A 14334-nucleotide genomic window follows, 5' to 3' on the forward strand; every position below is an offset into this window, starting at 1 on the left:
GGTTTGATGAGGTATTGCAATGACTGAACGTCTGAATAACGACTTCCAGTTCATCGAAGTCGGGCGCAAAGACCCGAAGAAGAAACTGTTGCGTCAGCGTAAGAAAGAGTTCGTCGAGATTTACGACAACTTCAAGCCTGCGCAAGCGGCAGACCAGGCACACCGTTGCCTTGGCTGCGGCAACCCGTATTGCGAATGGAAGTGCCCGGTGCACAACTTCATTCCCAACTGGCTCAAGCTGGTGTCCGAGGGCAACATCCTCGCCGCCGCCGAACTGTCGCACCAGACCAACACCCTGCCGGAAGTCTGCGGCCGCGTCTGTCCGCAGGACCGCCTGTGCGAGGGTGCCTGCACCCTGAACGACGGCTTCGGTGCGGTGACCATCGGCTCGGTGGAGAAGTACATCACCGACACGGCCTTCGCCATGGGCTGGCGCCCGGACATGTCCAAGGTCAAACCGACCGGCAAGCGTGTTGCCGTGATCGGTGCCGGTCCGGCCGGCCTGGGCTGTGCTGACGTGCTGGTGCGCAACGGCGTGACCCCGGTGGTATTCGACAAGAACCCGGAAATCGGCGGCCTGCTGACCTTCGGTATTCCCGAGTTCAAGCTGGAGAAGAGCGTGTTGAGCAATCGCCGCGAAGTCTTCAGCGGCATGGGCGTTGAGTTCCGCCTGAACACTGAAATCGGCAAAGACATCACCATGCAGCAGTTGCTGGATGAGTACGATGCTGTGTTCATGGGCATGGGTACTTACACCTACATGAAGGGCGGCTTCCCTGGTGAAGACCTGCCAGGTGTGACCGATGCGCTGGATTTCCTGATCGCCAACGTCAACCGCAACCTCGGTTTCGAGAAGTCGCCCGAAGACTTTATCGACATGAAAGGTAAGCGTGTGGTGGTTCTGGGCGGTGGTGACACCGCGATGGACTGCAACCGCACCTCGATCCGTCAGGGCGCCAAGGCCGTGACCTGCGCCTACCGCCGTGATGAAGAGAACATGCCGGGCTCGCGCAAGGAAGTGAAGAACGCCAAGGAAGAGGGCGTGAAGTTCCTGTTCAATCGTCAACCCATCGCCATCGTCGGTGAAGACAAGGTGGAAGGCGTGAAAGTGGTCGAGACCCGTCTCGGCGAGCCGGATGCCCGTGGCCGTCGCAGCCCCGAGCCGATTCCGGGTTCCGAGGAAATCATCCCGGCGGAAGCCGTGCTGATCGCCTTCGGCTTCCGCCCAAGCCCGGCGGCCTGGTTCAGCGATTTCAAGATCGACACCGACAGCCAAGGTCGCGTCGTTGCGCCCGAGCAGAGCCAGTTCAAGCACCAGACCAGCAACCCGAAGATCTTCGCCGGTGGCGATATGGTTCGTGGTTCCGATTTGGTGGTGACGGCGATCTTCGAGGGGCGTAACGCCGCAGAAGGCATCTTGGATTACCTCGGCGTGTAGGTTGGGTTGAGCGCAGCGAAGCCCAACGGTGGCTATGAGGCCCTGCATGTTGGGCTTCGTCGCTGCGCTCCTCAACCCAACCTACGGCCGCGACAAATTGACCCTATAGACAAAAGGCACGGCACTCGCCGTGCCTTTTGTTTTTGGGTCTGCGAAAATGTCCGCACTTTTTCTGCGCCACGGTGCGCGGTGCGCCTGCGATCCGGGAGCCCGCCCGGAGGAGGGGGACGCCGCATGGCGGGGTCCGCATACTTTCCGCCGTGAAGTTTCCCTGCTGATTTCCAGGAATCCTGCCATGTCCACCCTGAAGAACGACCGCTTTCTCCGTGCTCTGCTCAAGCAACCTGTCGACGTCACCCCCGTGTGGATGATGCGTCAGGCCGGTCGTTACCTGCCGGAGTACCGCGCTACCCGCGCCAAGGCCGGGGATTTCGTCAGCCTGATGAAGAACCCTGAGCTGGCCTGTGAGGTCACCATTCAGCCGCTGGATCGTTACCCGCAGCTGGACGCGGCGATTCTGTTCTCCGACATCCTGACCATCCCCGATGCCATGGGCCAGGGCCTGTATTTTGAAACCGGCGAAGGTCCGCGTTTCAAGAAGGTCATCAGTTCTATGGCCGATATCGAGGCGCTGCCGATCCCCGATCCGGAGCAGGACCTGGGGTACGTGATGGACGCCGTGCGCACCATTCGCCGCGAGCTAAATGGCCGTGTGCCGCTGATCGGCTTTACCGGCAGCCCCTGGACGTTGGCCACCTACATGGTCGAAGGCGGCTCCAGCAAGGATTTCCGCAAGTCCAAGGCCATGCTTTACGACAACCCGCAGGCCATGCATGCGCTGCTCGACAAGCTGGCGCAGTCGGTGACTGCCTACCTCAACGGGCAGATCAAGGCCGGTGCGCAGGCCGTGCAGATTTTCGACTCCTGGGGCGGCTCGCTGTCTGCGGCGGCGTATCAGGAGTTCTCCCTGCGCTATATGCAGCAGATCATCGACGGCCTGATTCGCGAGCACGATGGGCGCCGTGTGCCGGTGATCCTGTTCACCAAGGGGGGCGGTCTGTGGCTGGAATCCATGGCGGACAGCGGTGCCGAAGCCCTGGGCCTGGACTGGACCTGCGATATCGGCAGCGCCCGTGCCCGCGTCGGCAGCAAGGTGGCGTTGCAGGGCAATATGGACCCGAGCGTGCTGTACGCCAACCCGGCGGCAATTCGCGCCGAGGTGGGGCGTATTCTCGCAGCCTATGGTCATGGCAGCGGCCAGGTGTTCAACCTTGGCCACGGCATCACCCCGGAAGTCGACCCTGAGCATGCGCGCGCCTTCTTCGAGGCGGTGCATGAGTTGTCCGCGCAGTACCACCAGTAAGCCCAGCACAAAACAAAGGCCGCATCAGCGGCCTTTGTTTTATCTACGTTTCTTAGAACCTGACTCGGATCTCGCGAGCTAGAGCGAGACAAGGCAAAAATGGCCGAGGAAGCGGAGTTTACTGGTGTAAATGAGCATTCCGAGGCCATTTTTAACGCCGTATCGCCGACGCGCAGCAGAACCGTGGCAGGTTCTCAGGGCTTACGCAAATCGCGTACGGTCTTTACCAGTGCCAGCTGTTCGGCTTCGCTGAGCTTCTCGGCGTAACCGGGCATGGCGCCTGGGCCTTCCTGAATGGCTTCGAGAATATCGCTGTCGCTGTTGTTGTCCTGCCACTTGGCCTTGCTCAGGTTCTGCGCAAAGAACAGCCAGCCGCGCAGGGTGTTGGCGCGGCCGTCTGCAGCGTGGCATTTGACGCAATGTTGGCGGTACAGCTGCTGGCCGTCCACTTCAGCCTGCGCGGGCAGGCTGCCGAACAGCGTCAATGCCGCAAGCAAACCGAGCAGCGCGGGCTTATTTGACATTGGCCAGGTTCCCTTTGAGAGCCACGCCTGCCATCACCGCACCGGCATGGCATTCGTATTTCTGGCTGTCCTTGTACTCGACGTTCTTGTAGTTGCTGGCCAGGTCGACCACGGCATTGGCGCCGGCGGCCTTGGCGGCGTTCTGGAAGCGGATCAGCGCCGATTGCAGGGCCCAGCTGCAGGCGGCTTCATCGCTTTTGTTGAATGCGTTAGTTTTCTGGCTGGTGGTCACGCCGGATTTGATCACGCTGACCGAGCCGGCCGGTTTGTTGCCGGCCAGGTAGAACTTCACGCTGCCGTCGAGGCGACCGGCATTCAGGGCTTCCTGTACGGCGGTCTCGAAGGGCAGGAAGTGAGCGGTGTCACGGGCCTGGCTGACGGCGGGGAACAGGCTGATGCAGGCTGCTGCGAGAATCCAGGATTTGGCGTTCATGGGTCGCTCCTTGTTATGAGGCTTTTCTGGGAACTGCTTGTGAGTTGCGTAAAAGGTGTTATCAGCACACACCAGTGTAATCCAGCTGTTTTTTAGCTCCAGCGTTTGAAGATCAGCGATGTATTCACGCCGCCAAAGGCGAAGTTGTTGTTCATCACGTACTGGTGGCTCATCTGGCGGAACTCGCCGCGCAGATAGTCCAGTTCACCACAGGCTGGATCGATATTTTCCAGATTCAGCGTGGGTACATAGTTGTCCTGGTTCAGCATTTCGATACTGAACCAGGACTCCAGTGCGCCACAGGCACCCAGGGTGTGGCCAAAGTAGCTCTTCTGCGAGCTGATCGGCATCTGGTTGCCGAACAGCTCCTGGGTCGCCAGGGTTTCGGCGACATCGCCCTGGTCGGTGGCGGTGCCGTGGCCGTTGACGTAGCCGATGGCCGAGGGGACTAAGCCGGCATCCTGCAGCGCCAGTTCCATCGCCCCACGCATGGTGGCCTGCACCGGTTTGGTGGCGTGCTGGCCATCGGCGTTGCAGCCAAAGCCGACGATCTCGGCGTGGATGGTCGCGCCCCGCGCCAGTGCATGTTCCAGCTCTTCCAGCACCAGAATGCCGGCGCCTTCACCGATTACCAGGCCATCACGGCCACTGTCGTAAGGGCGCGGCGAGGTGTGTGGGGCATCGTTTTTCAAGCTGGTGGCGTACAGCGCATCGAAGACCATGGCCTCAGTCGGGCACAGCTCCTCGGCGCCACCGGCGAGCATCATTGGCAGGCGGCCGAACTTGATCGCTTCATAGGCGTAGCCGATACCCTGGCTGCCACTGGTGCAGGCGCTGGAGGTGGGAATCAGGCGGCCCTTGAGACCGAAAAAGATGCTGATATTGGCCGCGGTGGTGTGCGGCATCATGCGGATATAGGAGTTGGCGTTAAGGCCGTCGGCAACCGAGTTGAGCAGCATATTGCCGAACGCCTTGATCTCGTCGGTGCTGCCGGTGGACGAGCCGCAGGCCACGCCCATACGGCCATCCTGAATGCGCTCATCGCCTAGCAGGCCGGCGTGTTCCAGGGCGCGCTCGGCGGCGTAGACGGCCAGTTTCGACACGCGGCCCATGCTGCGGGTCTGCTTGCGGTTCCAGTGCTTGGGGGTGACGAAATCATCCACTGGGCCGCCGAGGCGGGTGTTCAGTTCGCTGAACCTATCCCACTCATGCATGTAGCGAATGCCGCTTTTGCCGGCTTTGAAATTCGCTTCAATCGTTGACCAGTCGCTGCCCAGCGAGGTCACCCCGGCCATGCCGGTGACTACAACCCGTTTGCAACCGTTCATCAGCACAACCCACCGTTCACCGCGAGGACCTGGCGGGTAATGTAAGCCGCCTCCTCGGACATCAGAAAATTCACCGCGCCGGCCACTTCTTCCGGGGTGCCCATGCGAGCGGCCGGGACCATCTTGAGGATTTCCTCGACCGGAACGTCAGCATCGAGGATTTCGGTGTCGATAAGCCCCGGCGCCACACAGTTGACCGTGATCTTGCGCTTGCCCAGCTCAATCGCCAAGGCCTTGGCCGCGCCGATGATGCCGGCCTTGGAGGCGCTGTAGTTGACCTGGCCGCGGTTGCCGATCAGCCCGGAGACCGAGGTGATGCAGACGATGCGGCCCGGTTTGCGGCGGCGAATCATCGGCATGGTCAGTGGGTGCAGGACGTTGTAGAAGCCGTCGAGGTTGGTGCGCATAACGATGTCCCAGTCCTCGTCACTCAGTGCCGGGAAGGCGCCATCGCGGGTCAACCCTGCATTACACACGACCCCATAGTACGCGCCGTGCTGCTCGACATCGGCTTCCAGCGCCGCACGGCAAGCAGCGCGGTCGGATACATCGAATTGCAGGATGCGTGCCTGCTGGCCTAGCGCCTCGATCTGCGCCTGCACCGCTTCGGCTTCATCGCGGCGCGAACGGCAATGCAGCACGATGTCATAGCCGCTTTTGGCCAGGCGCAAGGCAATCGCCCGGCCGATGCCACGGCTGGAGCCGGTGACCAGAATGGTTTCACGCGTGGCCGTTGTTTGGTTCATGACGGGGACCCTTGAAATTCTTCCTGAAGATAACTGGCCACTTGCGGTGGGCGGAATACGTTGAGGCGTGCGCTGGCCTCGATGTCGGGGCCGCGCAGGTGGCACTCGAACACGCCCATGCCGTTGTCGTCCTGCAACGAGCGGCTGGCGTGGATATGCAACACGGCGCCGGCTGGAAAGCGCTCGACGCTGCATTGGTAATTGCGCGTGCCGAGCAGAAAGCCCAGCTCCACCGGCTGATCCAGCAGGCGCGCCTGGCAGCCGGCATAGGCGGCCACGCTCTGCGCCATCAACTCGATGCCGACCCAGGCGGGCAGGCTGCCGTCTGCCTGGCTGAACAGATTGCCGTCGCGCACGGTGAGCTGGGTTTCGATGTCTTCGTCACCAAAGCGCAGCACCTGATCGATCAGGATCATGTCGCCGGCATGGGGAATCAGTTCGGCGATTGGCCATTGGCTCATCGTGGCTCTCCTGCTTCACCCGGCTCTTCACCCAAGAGCAGGCTGATATTGTTGCCGCCAAAGGCGAACGAGTTGCTCATCAGTCGGCGTGGGCGGTTGCCGCTCAGCGGTGCGCCGGGTTGCACCAGGTTGAGTGCCGGCAGTGCCGGGTCGGCCTGACCGTCCCAGATATGCGGCGGCAGCAACTGCTGCGGATTGAACTCACTCAGGGTCAACCAGCAGAAGGCCGCTTCCAGCGCCCCGGCCGCGCCGAGCGTATGGCCAACCATGGGCTTGCTCGATGAACAGGCCACGCCATGGGGGAAGATGGCCTGCACCGCCTGGCTTTCCATGGCGTCGTTGTGGGTGGTGGCAGTGCCATGCAGGTTCAGATAATCGACCTGCTCCGCCCTGATGCCTGCCGCAGCCAGAGCTTTGCGCATGGCGGCCTGAGCCCCCAGGCCATCGGGCTGCGGTGCGGAAATATGGTGGGCATCGGAGGTCGCGCCGCCGCCGAGCAGGGCGATGGGCACGGTAGAGCCTGCGGGTTCAGTGCTCAGGCGCTCTTTGGTCATAAGAAACAGCGCCGCGCCCTCGCCGATATTGATGCCGTTCCGGTTGGCGGAAAACGGGTTGCAGCGTTCGGCCGAGACCGCTTCCAGGGCGGAGAAACCATTCAGGGTCAGGCGGCACAGGCTGTCCACGCCGCCGCAGATCACTGCATCGCACACGCCCAGGTCAAGCAGGCGCTGGGCGCTGAGCAGCGCGCGGGCGCCCGAGGTGCAGGCGGTGGAAATGCTGAAGCACGGCCCGCTGAGGCCCAGCCAGTCACTGAGGAAGTTTGCCGGCTCGGCCAGTTCTTGCTGGGCGTAATCATAGGATGCCGGCAGCGCCCCCTGTTTAAGGTACTGGCCGATGCCCTGGCTGGCTTCTTCGATGCCTGAGGTGCTGGTGCCGAGCACTACGCCGATGCGCTCGGCACCGAAGCGGTTGATGGCCGCGCGCAATTCACCCTCGATTTCCAGGGCGGCCGCCAGCAGCAGCTGATTGTTGCGACTCGGCGGATGGCCCGGCAGGGCCGGCAACTCTGGCAGCTCGCCAGGTACGGCGCCGACGGTCAGCGTGTGCTCGGTCACCCAGCCGTTTTGCTGGTGCATGCCGCTGGTGTCGCCAGCAAACAGCGCGGCTGCGACCGCCTGTTTGCCTTGGCCGAGGGCACAGTTGAGGCCCAGGGCTGAGAGGTATGCGGCCATCAGGGTGCCTTATCGTCAGGGAGGGCGCTGACCTGATAGATCAGATCAAGCGAGCGCTCCAGGGTGAAATCCAGCGGCGCACGGTAACTGATTCGCCACTGCGGGTTAAGCCGGCGCGTGCCATCGGTGTCCAGTTGCCAGTTGCCCCCAGGGTAGTGACTGGGCAGTTGCGCGCTGGGCGTAAGGGCGAACAGCAGGGCGGCGAACAGTTCGCGGGCTTCGGCGTTGGGTGGTAAGAGGCCGTCGCTGTGCCATGCGCCATCACGCAGCATCTGCCGCGCCAGCGGCACGCCGAGCGGGTCGAACAGCGAGGCGCGCAACCCCTGTGGTTCGTCCTGCAGCACCAGCCACCAGGTGTGCTGGTTGGCGGCCTGCTGGCGCTGCACCTGCAGGGCCAGTGGCAGCGGCGCGGTCAGGCTGGGTGACTGGGCTGGCAGTGGCGTCTGCACGGCGCAGGCCGCGAGCAGCAGGCAGCAGCCGATAAGCCAGGCGCGGCGCATCAGGTGCATGGTTCCAGCGGCTTGCGCGCCACCACGTTGACCAGGGTTTCGTTGCGTTGGCCAACCGGTTTGGCTTTCATCAGGCCCCAGCGTTCCAGCAAGCCAAAGTCCTTGGAGCGGCTCCACCACAAATAGGGGTAGGAGATATTGTCGGCGGCAAATTCGAAGCCCTGATCGCGCAGCATAGCCAGATAGCCTTCGGCGCTTTTCTGCACATGCATGGGGTGGCGGAACAGCCAGCGGATCACCCAGGTGTCGATATAGTACTGGGTCGATTCGGCAAACAGCAGGTAACCGCCTGGCTTGAGCACGCGCCAGAACTCGGCCAGGGCCTGCTCCTGCTCGACCAGGTGGTGGAAGGTCTGGTGACAGAACAGCAGGTCAACGCTGGCATCGGCCAGGTCGATGGCCGCGCAGTCGCTGGTGAGCAGCTGCACCTCCAGGCCCAGCCGCTCTGCCTCGGCGCGCGAGCAGTCGAGGCTGTGCGGGTCGGCATCCAGACCGATCATTCGCGCAGGTGCAAACGCTTCATTGAGCAAGCCGAAGGACTTGCCCTGGCCGCAGCCGGCATCCAGCAGCACCGGCGCTTCTGGCAGCGGACCGTCAAACAGGCCGCGCAGGTCATTGATCGCCACGCGCAGCACATGGTGCTGCCAGACGTGGCTCTGCAGGAACCAGAAACCGAAACGGGTTTCCTCGACGTAGCTGGTGGCCGGGTTGTTCATGGATGTCCTTATCAGTTGCTGGCGCAGAGCTCGGCGAGCACCCGCAGGCGGCGGCGCGGCTCGGCGACATAGGGGTTGTTCTGGTCCCAGGCGTAGCCGGCGAGGATCGAGCTGATCATGCGGCGGATCTCCGGCTGGGCCTTCTCGAAATAGATCACGTCCTGGAAGCTGCCGTCGTACCAACCTTCGACATACACGCGGAAAGTGTCGACGCCGCGTTTGAGCGGAATGGCAAAGTCCTGCTCCCAGTCCACCGCTTCGCCGCTGAGTTGGCGGTGCAGCAGGCCGGCGGCCATGCTCGCCGAGCGCATGGCGATGGTCACCCCAGAGCTGAACACCGGGTCGAGGAATTCCGCCGCGTTGCCGAGCAGGGCAAAGCCTGGGCCATGCAGGGTTTTCACGTTGGCCGAGTAGCCGCCGATGGTGCGCGCCGGGGTGTCCCATACGGCATTTTTCAGCACCTTGTGCAGGCTGGGAGTCTCTTCGATAAATTGCTTCAAGCAGGCGTCCAGATCCTCTGGGCGACCCTCATAGCGGGTGGCATCGGCGACGACGCCCACCGAGCAGCGACCGTTGCTGAACGGGATGGTCCAGAACCACACGTCGCGCAGGGTCGGGTGAGTGGTGATGAGAATCTTCTCACGGTCGAAGCCAGTGCCTTCGCTGCGGTCTTCGACGTGGGTGAACACCGCCTGACGCACCGGGAAGTTCGACGGTGTGTCGAGGTCGAGCAGGCGCGGCAGCACACGGCCGTAGCCACTGCCATCGAGGACGAAGGCGCATTCGACCTGGTATTCGTGGCCATCGGCGAGGCGGCGTACCGAGAGGCGCGGGCAGTCACCGCTGAAATCGACGGCGAAGATTTCTTCTTCATAGCGGATTTCCACGCCTTGCAACTCGGCCTGGTCGGCCAGCAGCTTGTCGAAATCGGCGCGCAGCACCTGATAGGTCGAGCCTTGACCTTTGGTGAAGGTGTCGCGGAAATCGAACTCGGTGTAACGCTCGCCCCAGCCAAAGGCTGCGCCATGTTTGGTCTGGAAGCCCGCTGCGCGCACCGCATCGAGCATCCCGGCTTCTTCGACGAAGTCCAGACAGTGCGACAGCAGGCTCTCGCCGATCGAGAAGCGCGGGAAGCGCTGGCGCTCCAGCACCAGCACGTCATGGCCGTTGCGCTTGAGTAGCGCGGCGGCAATCGCGCCGGACGGGCCGGCACCGATGACTACGACTTGGCGTTGTTCGACTTCAAGAGACTTCATGACGGCTTCTGACCTCGTTCAGGGCGTGGGTGGCTGGGCGGGTGCCAAGCAGGGCTGGCAACAGTGTGGAAAACAGACTCGTCAGCAGCAAGCTGAAATACACCAGGGTGTCGATCAGCTGCAATTGCAACAGCAGGTTGAGGAAGACGATTTCGGTCAGCCCGCGAATATTCAGGAACAGGCTCTCCTGCCATTTGATCCGGCTGGAGGCCGCCGGGTCAGCCCAGTGCAGGCCCAGCCAGCTGCCGAGGATCTTGCTCAGTACCGGCAGCACCAGCAGCGCGCCGAGGTAGAGCCAGGAGTAGTGTGCGCCGATGTTGTGGAAATCCACGCGCAGCACGCCGTAGGTGAGAATCAGCGGCACCGCCAGGCCATTGAGCAGCAGTTTCCAGTGGCGCGCCGGCAGGGGCAGCAGGAAGGGTTGCTTGAGCCCGGCCAGGCACAGCATGTAGGCGATACCGAAGACCAGGGCGTTGAGCCCCAGTTGCTGGAACAACAGCATCAGGGCGAAGAACGGCAGGCTGTAGAACAAGCCATGGCGCAGCTTCAACGCACGCAGCAGTACCGGCAGGCCGGCGGCCAGCAGTGGCCAGAGCAGGGTCGTTGGGTGGCTGCTGCCCTGCGCCAGGCCGAACAGGCTCCAGCACATGACGTCCATCAGAATCGCCGCATGCAGCAGGCGTTTGGTGGCGGCCGCCGGGTAGCCGATGCTGTGCAGGAACAGGTACAGCACCGGGATCGCGGTGATCGAGAACAGCAGGCCGATGCCCACAGCGCTCAGCCAGTTGCGTTCACCGGGTAGCAGCCACAGCGAGCAGGCCAGGCCGGCGAGCATGGGTATGAGGAAACTCGGCAGAGCGATTTTCAGGCTGGCGCTGTCCAGCTCCAGATCGATCACATCGCTGAGGATATAGCCCAGCAGCAGGGCAAAGCACAGACCGTAACTCAGGTTCAGCCAGTCCGGGGCGAGCAGGTCGGAGGCCGTAAGCTGCCAGTGCGGTTCGACCCAGAACAGCAGCAAGACCGGGATCGCCAGGCTGGCAACCAGCAACTGGCCGACGATGGGGATCAATCGTTTGCCGCCAACGATGGCCACCAGGGCGTAGAGCGCCAGGGCCAGTAGCCAGAAGCCGAGTACCGTCATGCTGCAGCTCCTGCTGTGGCAGGTCGTTGGCTGCCGGCCCAGGGCGCGAGCAGGAAGCAGAACAGCAGGCCCAGGCTGATCGCCAGGCCGAAGTTGGCAATCGCCGGAGTGTCGCTGATCAGCAGCAGGCCGAACGACAGCCAGCTGGTCAGCGCCGAGAGCAGGGTGCCGAGCAGGCTGATCGCCGGGCCGCCGATGTTTTCGCGCATAAGGATGGCGTAATCGACGCCGATGGCGGTGATCAACAGCAGGCCAAACAGGCTGAACAGGGTTAGCGGCTGGCCCAGCCAGCCGAGGCAGGCCAATGCCGCCAGTGCCGCCAGCAGCGGCAGGCAGACCACCCGCAACGCGCCACCGAGGCCGAACGGCAGGCATAGCAGCAAGAGGATCGCCACGCTGGAGATGAGTTTTAATTCTGCGGCGCTAAGTTGGGTGGCGCTGAACAGTGCGTTGAGTTCGCTGATCCGGTCCACCAGTTGCACCCCCGGCAGGCCCTCGACCAGCGGTTTGAGTTCGGCACTGTTGCTGAGCCCTTGCAGGCTGACCAGGCCGGCCACACCCTCGGCATTGGTGCCCAGCCATAGCGGCCGCCAGGCCTCACCCAGCGGGCTGGCCAGGGCTTGTTCCAGGCTGGCCGGGTTGTTCTGTTGCAGCGCCTGCAATTCGTTCTGCAGTGCGGCAGGCGGGACGCCCAGGTCGAGCAGCGGCTGCCAGTGCTGCGGCAGTTTGCCAAGCGCCGCGCGCAACGCCTGCAACTGGCTGTCGGGGGCGACCAGTTGGCTGAGGGCGCGATAGTCACGCAGCTGACCGTTGCGCACTGCCTGATCCAGGCGCTGACTCAACGCCGCCTGGCGCTCCAGCAATTGCTGCGGATGCGTCGCGCGCACCAGAAAAAACTGGCTGGTGGGCTGTTGGCCGGTCAGCTCGGCAATGCGCTGGGCCTCGGCCAACAGTTGCGGCTCCTGGCCCAGCCATTGGCGCAGATCATTTTGCGTGTGCAGCTGCCACAGCCCGCCGGCGCAGAACAGCAAGAGCAGCGCCAGCAGCGGCGCGCTACCTATCTTGCCGAGCAGGCGTGCCCGGCCGGCCAGCAGGCGTTGACTAAAACTCAGCAGCTGCGGTGATGGGCTTAGCCGCAGGCCACGCAGCCAGGCTGGCAGCAGGCACACCGAGCACAGATAAGCGGCAATCAGCCCGGCGGCGGAGAACAGTGCGACCTGGGTCAGCGCCGGAAACGGGGTAAAGGCCAGCGCCAGGTAGCCGATCAGGTTGGTGCCCAGGCTCAGACTCAGGCCCGGCAAGGTGGCGCGCAGTGCGCCCCAGCTGCTCCAGCCATCTGTGCCCTCGGCGTTGCTCCAACTCTTGCTTAAGTAATGTTGCGGATAGTCCGCAGCGACCCCGACCAGGCTGGCACCGAGTACCAGGGTCAGCGCGTTGATCTGGCCGAACACCAGCACGCAGGCGGTGCAGCCGGCGAGCAAGGCCATGCCGATGGGCAACAGACTGACCAGCACCCGCACCCGGCGGAAGGCCAGCAGCAACAGCAGCAGGGTGCCGAGGGTGGCGCCGCCACCAATCAGGCTGATTTCGCGGGTCGCTTTGGTCTGCCCGGCGGCGGCATACAACACGCCGCCCGCTGCCAGCAGTTGGCCGCCGGCGGTTTCGACTTGTGCGCGGGTCGCGGCGACCTGGGTGGCAATCAGCGGCGGCTCCTGCATATCAAACGCGCTGCCCTGGGCGCTGGCGCGCAGCAGGGCCCAGGTCATAGCGGATTCTTCCAGCAGCAGCGCGCCGCTGCTCAGGTCGGCCTGGATGCGGCTGCCGGGGTTCAGCGCCTGTTGCGCGCGTGCGCCCAGGCCCAGCCAGTCCTGCTCGATGGGCAGCAGGCTGAAACCGCCGAAGGTGTCGAACAACTGGCCGGCGCGTTGTTCAATCAGCTGCTGCGGTTGCTCCAGCAGCAGTTGACGATCTGCCGCCGACAGCAGACTCAGGCGGTTGCTACGCAGGTAGTCGCGCAGTACAGCGAGGTCGCTGTCGACGCTCCACTGCACTTGGGCGAAGCGGCCGCTGCCGCGCCATTGCTCGCCCACCTGCTGCACCAGGGCAATCGCCTGGTCACGCTGCGGGTGGCCGATCAATAGCAGCAGGTCGCGGTTTAGCGGCTCCTGCATACGCTGTTCGGCTTGCTGCACTAGGGCATCGCCGCTGCCGGCAGGCAACAGCGCGAGCATATCCGCCGCCACGGGCGGGCCGTTGCGCCATTGCCAGGCGGCGAGGATCAGCAGGGCCGTGAGCAGCAGCAGAAAACCGCGCGGCAGCCAGCGTTCACTGAGCAAAGTCACGCTGCTCCTGCTCAGTCAGGGCATTGCCGGCCTGGCTATCCGGCAAGCGCAGCACGCTGTAATCGCCCTGTGTTTCATGCAGTTCTATGCGTTGCACCAGCGCGCCGCCATCAATCTGGATACGGCTGAAAATCTGCTTGAGCAACACCGAGTTCGGCACCAGACGCAGTTGCCAGGCCTCGGCGGTGCCGCTTAATTGCAGCTCAAAATCTCGTGCCAGACCGCTGTGGTCGCCCTTGAGTACAGCGAGAAATAGCCGGCTCTGCTGGGCGGCGACATCCTGTCCCGGCTGTTGTTGCCAGCCGCTCGGCGTGCGTTTGGCGATGCCTTGGCTGTCGATGCGGTAATCCTGTTTGAGCGGGCTGTGCAGCTGCCAGAGCAGGCCGAGGTCGCGGCTCAGGGCAAACTGGCCACGACTGGTCAGCGGCTGCGGCAGGGCGCGCAGGTGTTTTTCCTGAATCAGTGGGCCGCGCACCACCGCAGGTTTGGCCAGCTGGGCGCTGAGTTGGTCGAGGTCGAAGGCGTGAGCCTGGGTGGTCAGCAGCAGGCTTAGCGTCAGGCCTATTGTCGCGGTGAGTTTACGCTTGGGTTGCGCCCCCTCGGGCGCGTCACTTTTTCTTGCTTGCCCAAGAAAAAGTAACCAAAAAGAAGGGCACCCCGACATCCGGGTCTCGCTGCGCTCGACTTCCCTCGCTCCATCGCTGTTCCAGAGGCCCGCCGCGAAGGGCCATCCCTGGCCCATCGCGGCTCTCGCGGCACCCATGCCGCTCAACCTCTTCCACAGCGATTGCGCTCGGCCTTCTGACGGGTACGGTCCCCGCTCCAACATTTTTGTTGGGCAG

14 protein-coding genes are annotated in these 14334 nt (G+C 63.4%); 2 read left to right on the top strand and 12 right to left on the bottom strand.

Annotation, left to right across the window (positions count from 1 at the left end):
- Window positions 1–19: 19 nt before the first annotated feature.
- A complete protein-coding gene (locus tag IOD17_RS02100) occupies window positions 20–1438 on the top strand; it encodes an FAD-dependent oxidoreductase (protein ID WP_233683459.1) in 1419 nt (472 codons plus the stop codon).
- Window positions 1439–1733: 295 nt separating this feature from the next.
- Window positions 1734–2801 carry a uroporphyrinogen decarboxylase gene (hemE, locus tag IOD17_RS02105; RefSeq protein WP_233683460.1) on the top strand — a complete coding sequence of 356 codons (1068 nt, stop codon included), beginning with the start codon at window positions 1734–1736 and terminating at the stop codon, window positions 2799–2801.
- Window positions 2802–2995: 194 nt separating this feature from the next.
- On the opposite strand, the gene IOD17_RS02110 is transcribed toward hemE, so the two are convergent.
- The 12 genes from IOD17_RS02110 to IOD17_RS02165 all read right to left on the bottom strand — a co-directional run bounded on the left by IOD17_RS02110 (window position 2996) and on the right by IOD17_RS02165 (window position 14156).
- Window positions 2996–3325: a c-type cytochrome gene (locus tag IOD17_RS02110; RefSeq protein ID WP_233683461.1), complete on the bottom strand. Its 330-nt coding sequence runs from the start codon at window positions 3323–3325 to the stop codon at window positions 2996–2998.
- Window positions 3315–3758 carry an excinuclease gene (locus IOD17_RS02115; protein ID WP_233683462.1) on the bottom strand — a complete coding sequence of 148 codons (444 nt, stop codon included), beginning with the start codon at window positions 3756–3758 and terminating at the stop codon, window positions 3315–3317. Before IOD17_RS02115 ends, IOD17_RS02110 begins: the two co-directional genes overlap by 11 nt.
- Before the next feature lie 92 nt (window positions 3759–3850).
- Window positions 3851–5086 (bottom strand): beta-ketoacyl-ACP synthase, encoded by a 1236-nt coding sequence (locus IOD17_RS02120; protein ID WP_233683463.1) that lies wholly within the window; start codon window positions 5084–5086, stop codon window positions 3851–3853.
- Window positions 5086–5832, bottom strand: coding sequence for a 3-oxoacyl-ACP reductase FabG (fabG, locus tag IOD17_RS02125; RefSeq protein ID WP_233683464.1), 747 nt, complete (start codon window positions 5830–5832; stop codon window positions 5086–5088). Before fabG ends, IOD17_RS02120 begins: the two co-directional genes overlap by 1 nt.
- Window positions 5829–6293, bottom strand: coding sequence for a hotdog family protein (locus IOD17_RS02130; protein ID WP_233683465.1), 465 nt, complete (start codon window positions 6291–6293; stop codon window positions 5829–5831). Before IOD17_RS02130 ends, fabG begins: the two co-directional genes overlap by 4 nt.
- Entirely contained in the window at window positions 6290–7525 is a 1236-nt protein-coding gene (locus tag IOD17_RS02135; protein WP_233683466.1) for a beta-ketoacyl-[acyl-carrier-protein] synthase family protein, read from the bottom strand. The genes IOD17_RS02130 and IOD17_RS02135 overlap by 4 nt, the downstream gene beginning before the upstream one ends.
- Window positions 7525–8025 (bottom strand): DUF3261 domain-containing protein, encoded by a 501-nt coding sequence (locus IOD17_RS02140; RefSeq protein ID WP_233684495.1) that lies wholly within the window; start codon window positions 8023–8025, stop codon window positions 7525–7527. Before IOD17_RS02140 ends, IOD17_RS02135 begins: the two co-directional genes overlap by 1 nt.
- Entirely contained in the window at window positions 8025–8750 is a 726-nt protein-coding gene (locus IOD17_RS02145) for a class I SAM-dependent methyltransferase (protein WP_233683467.1), read from the bottom strand. The genes IOD17_RS02140 and IOD17_RS02145 overlap by 1 nt, the downstream gene beginning before the upstream one ends.
- Before the next feature lie 11 nt (window positions 8751–8761).
- Window positions 8762–10006 (bottom strand): NAD(P)/FAD-dependent oxidoreductase, encoded by a 1245-nt coding sequence (locus IOD17_RS02150; protein WP_233683468.1) that lies wholly within the window; start codon window positions 10004–10006, stop codon window positions 8762–8764.
- The gene (locus IOD17_RS02155; RefSeq protein ID WP_233683469.1) at window positions 9993–11150 is read right to left on the bottom strand and encodes a sodium:proton antiporter; all 1158 of its coding nucleotides are present in this window, start codon (window positions 11148–11150) and stop codon (window positions 9993–9995) included. The genes IOD17_RS02150 and IOD17_RS02155 overlap by 14 nt, the downstream gene beginning before the upstream one ends.
- Window positions 11147–13492, bottom strand: coding sequence for an MMPL family transporter (locus IOD17_RS02160; RefSeq protein ID WP_233683470.1), 2346 nt, complete (start codon window positions 13490–13492; stop codon window positions 11147–11149). The genes IOD17_RS02155 and IOD17_RS02160 overlap by 4 nt, the downstream gene beginning before the upstream one ends.
- Window positions 13476–14156 (bottom strand): outer membrane lipoprotein carrier protein LolA, encoded by a 681-nt coding sequence (locus IOD17_RS02165; RefSeq protein WP_233683471.1) that lies wholly within the window; start codon window positions 14154–14156, stop codon window positions 13476–13478. Before IOD17_RS02165 ends, IOD17_RS02160 begins: the two co-directional genes overlap by 17 nt.
- Window positions 14157–14334: the final 178 nt, after the last annotated feature.

It is taken from the genome of Pseudomonas anguilliseptica (assembly GCF_021375795.1).
Taxonomy (GTDB): domain Bacteria; phylum Pseudomonadota; class Gammaproteobacteria; order Pseudomonadales; family Pseudomonadaceae; genus Aquipseudomonas; species Aquipseudomonas anguilliseptica_A.

Bases quoted from the DNA above. Each gene is read 5' to 3' on its own strand.
- IOD17_RS02100 (WP_233683459.1), top strand. From the start codon at position 20: ATGACTGAACGTCTGAATAACGACTTCCAGTTCATCGAAGTCGGGCGC.
- hemE (WP_233683460.1), top strand. From the start codon at position 1,734: ATGTCCACCCTGAAGAACGACCGCTTTCTCCGTGCTCTGCTCAAGCAA.
- IOD17_RS02110 (WP_233683461.1), bottom strand. From the start codon at position 3,325: ATGTCAAATAAGCCCGCGCTGCTCGGTTTGCTTGCGGCATTGACGCTG.
- IOD17_RS02115 (WP_233683462.1), bottom strand. From the start codon at position 3,758: ATGAACGCCAAATCCTGGATTCTCGCAGCAGCCTGCATCAGCCTGTTC.
- IOD17_RS02120 (WP_233683463.1), bottom strand. From the start codon at position 5,086: ATGAACGGTTGCAAACGGGTTGTAGTCACCGGCATGGCCGGGGTGACC.
- fabG (WP_233683464.1), bottom strand. From the start codon at position 5,832: ATGAACCAAACAACGGCCACGCGTGAAACCATTCTGGTCACCGGCTCC.
- IOD17_RS02130 (WP_233683465.1), bottom strand. From the start codon at position 6,293: ATGAGCCAATGGCCAATCGCCGAACTGATTCCCCATGCCGGCGACATG.
- IOD17_RS02135 (WP_233683466.1), bottom strand. From the start codon at position 7,525: ATGGCCGCATACCTCTCAGCCCTGGGCCTCAACTGTGCCCTCGGCCAA.
- IOD17_RS02140 (WP_233684495.1), bottom strand. From the start codon at position 8,025: ATGCGCCGCGCCTGGCTTATCGGCTGCTGCCTGCTGCTCGCGGCCTGC.
- IOD17_RS02145 (WP_233683467.1), bottom strand. From the start codon at position 8,750: ATGAACAACCCGGCCACCAGCTACGTCGAGGAAACCCGTTTCGGTTTC.
- IOD17_RS02150 (WP_233683468.1), bottom strand. From the start codon at position 10,006: ATGAAGTCTCTTGAAGTCGAACAACGCCAAGTCGTAGTCATCGGTGCC.
- IOD17_RS02155 (WP_233683469.1), bottom strand. From the start codon at position 11,150: ATGACGGTACTCGGCTTCTGGCTACTGGCCCTGGCGCTCTACGCCCTG.
- IOD17_RS02165 (WP_233683471.1), bottom strand. From the start codon at position 14,156: ATGTCGGGGTGCCCTTCTTTTTGGTTACTTTTTCTTGGGCAAGCAAGA.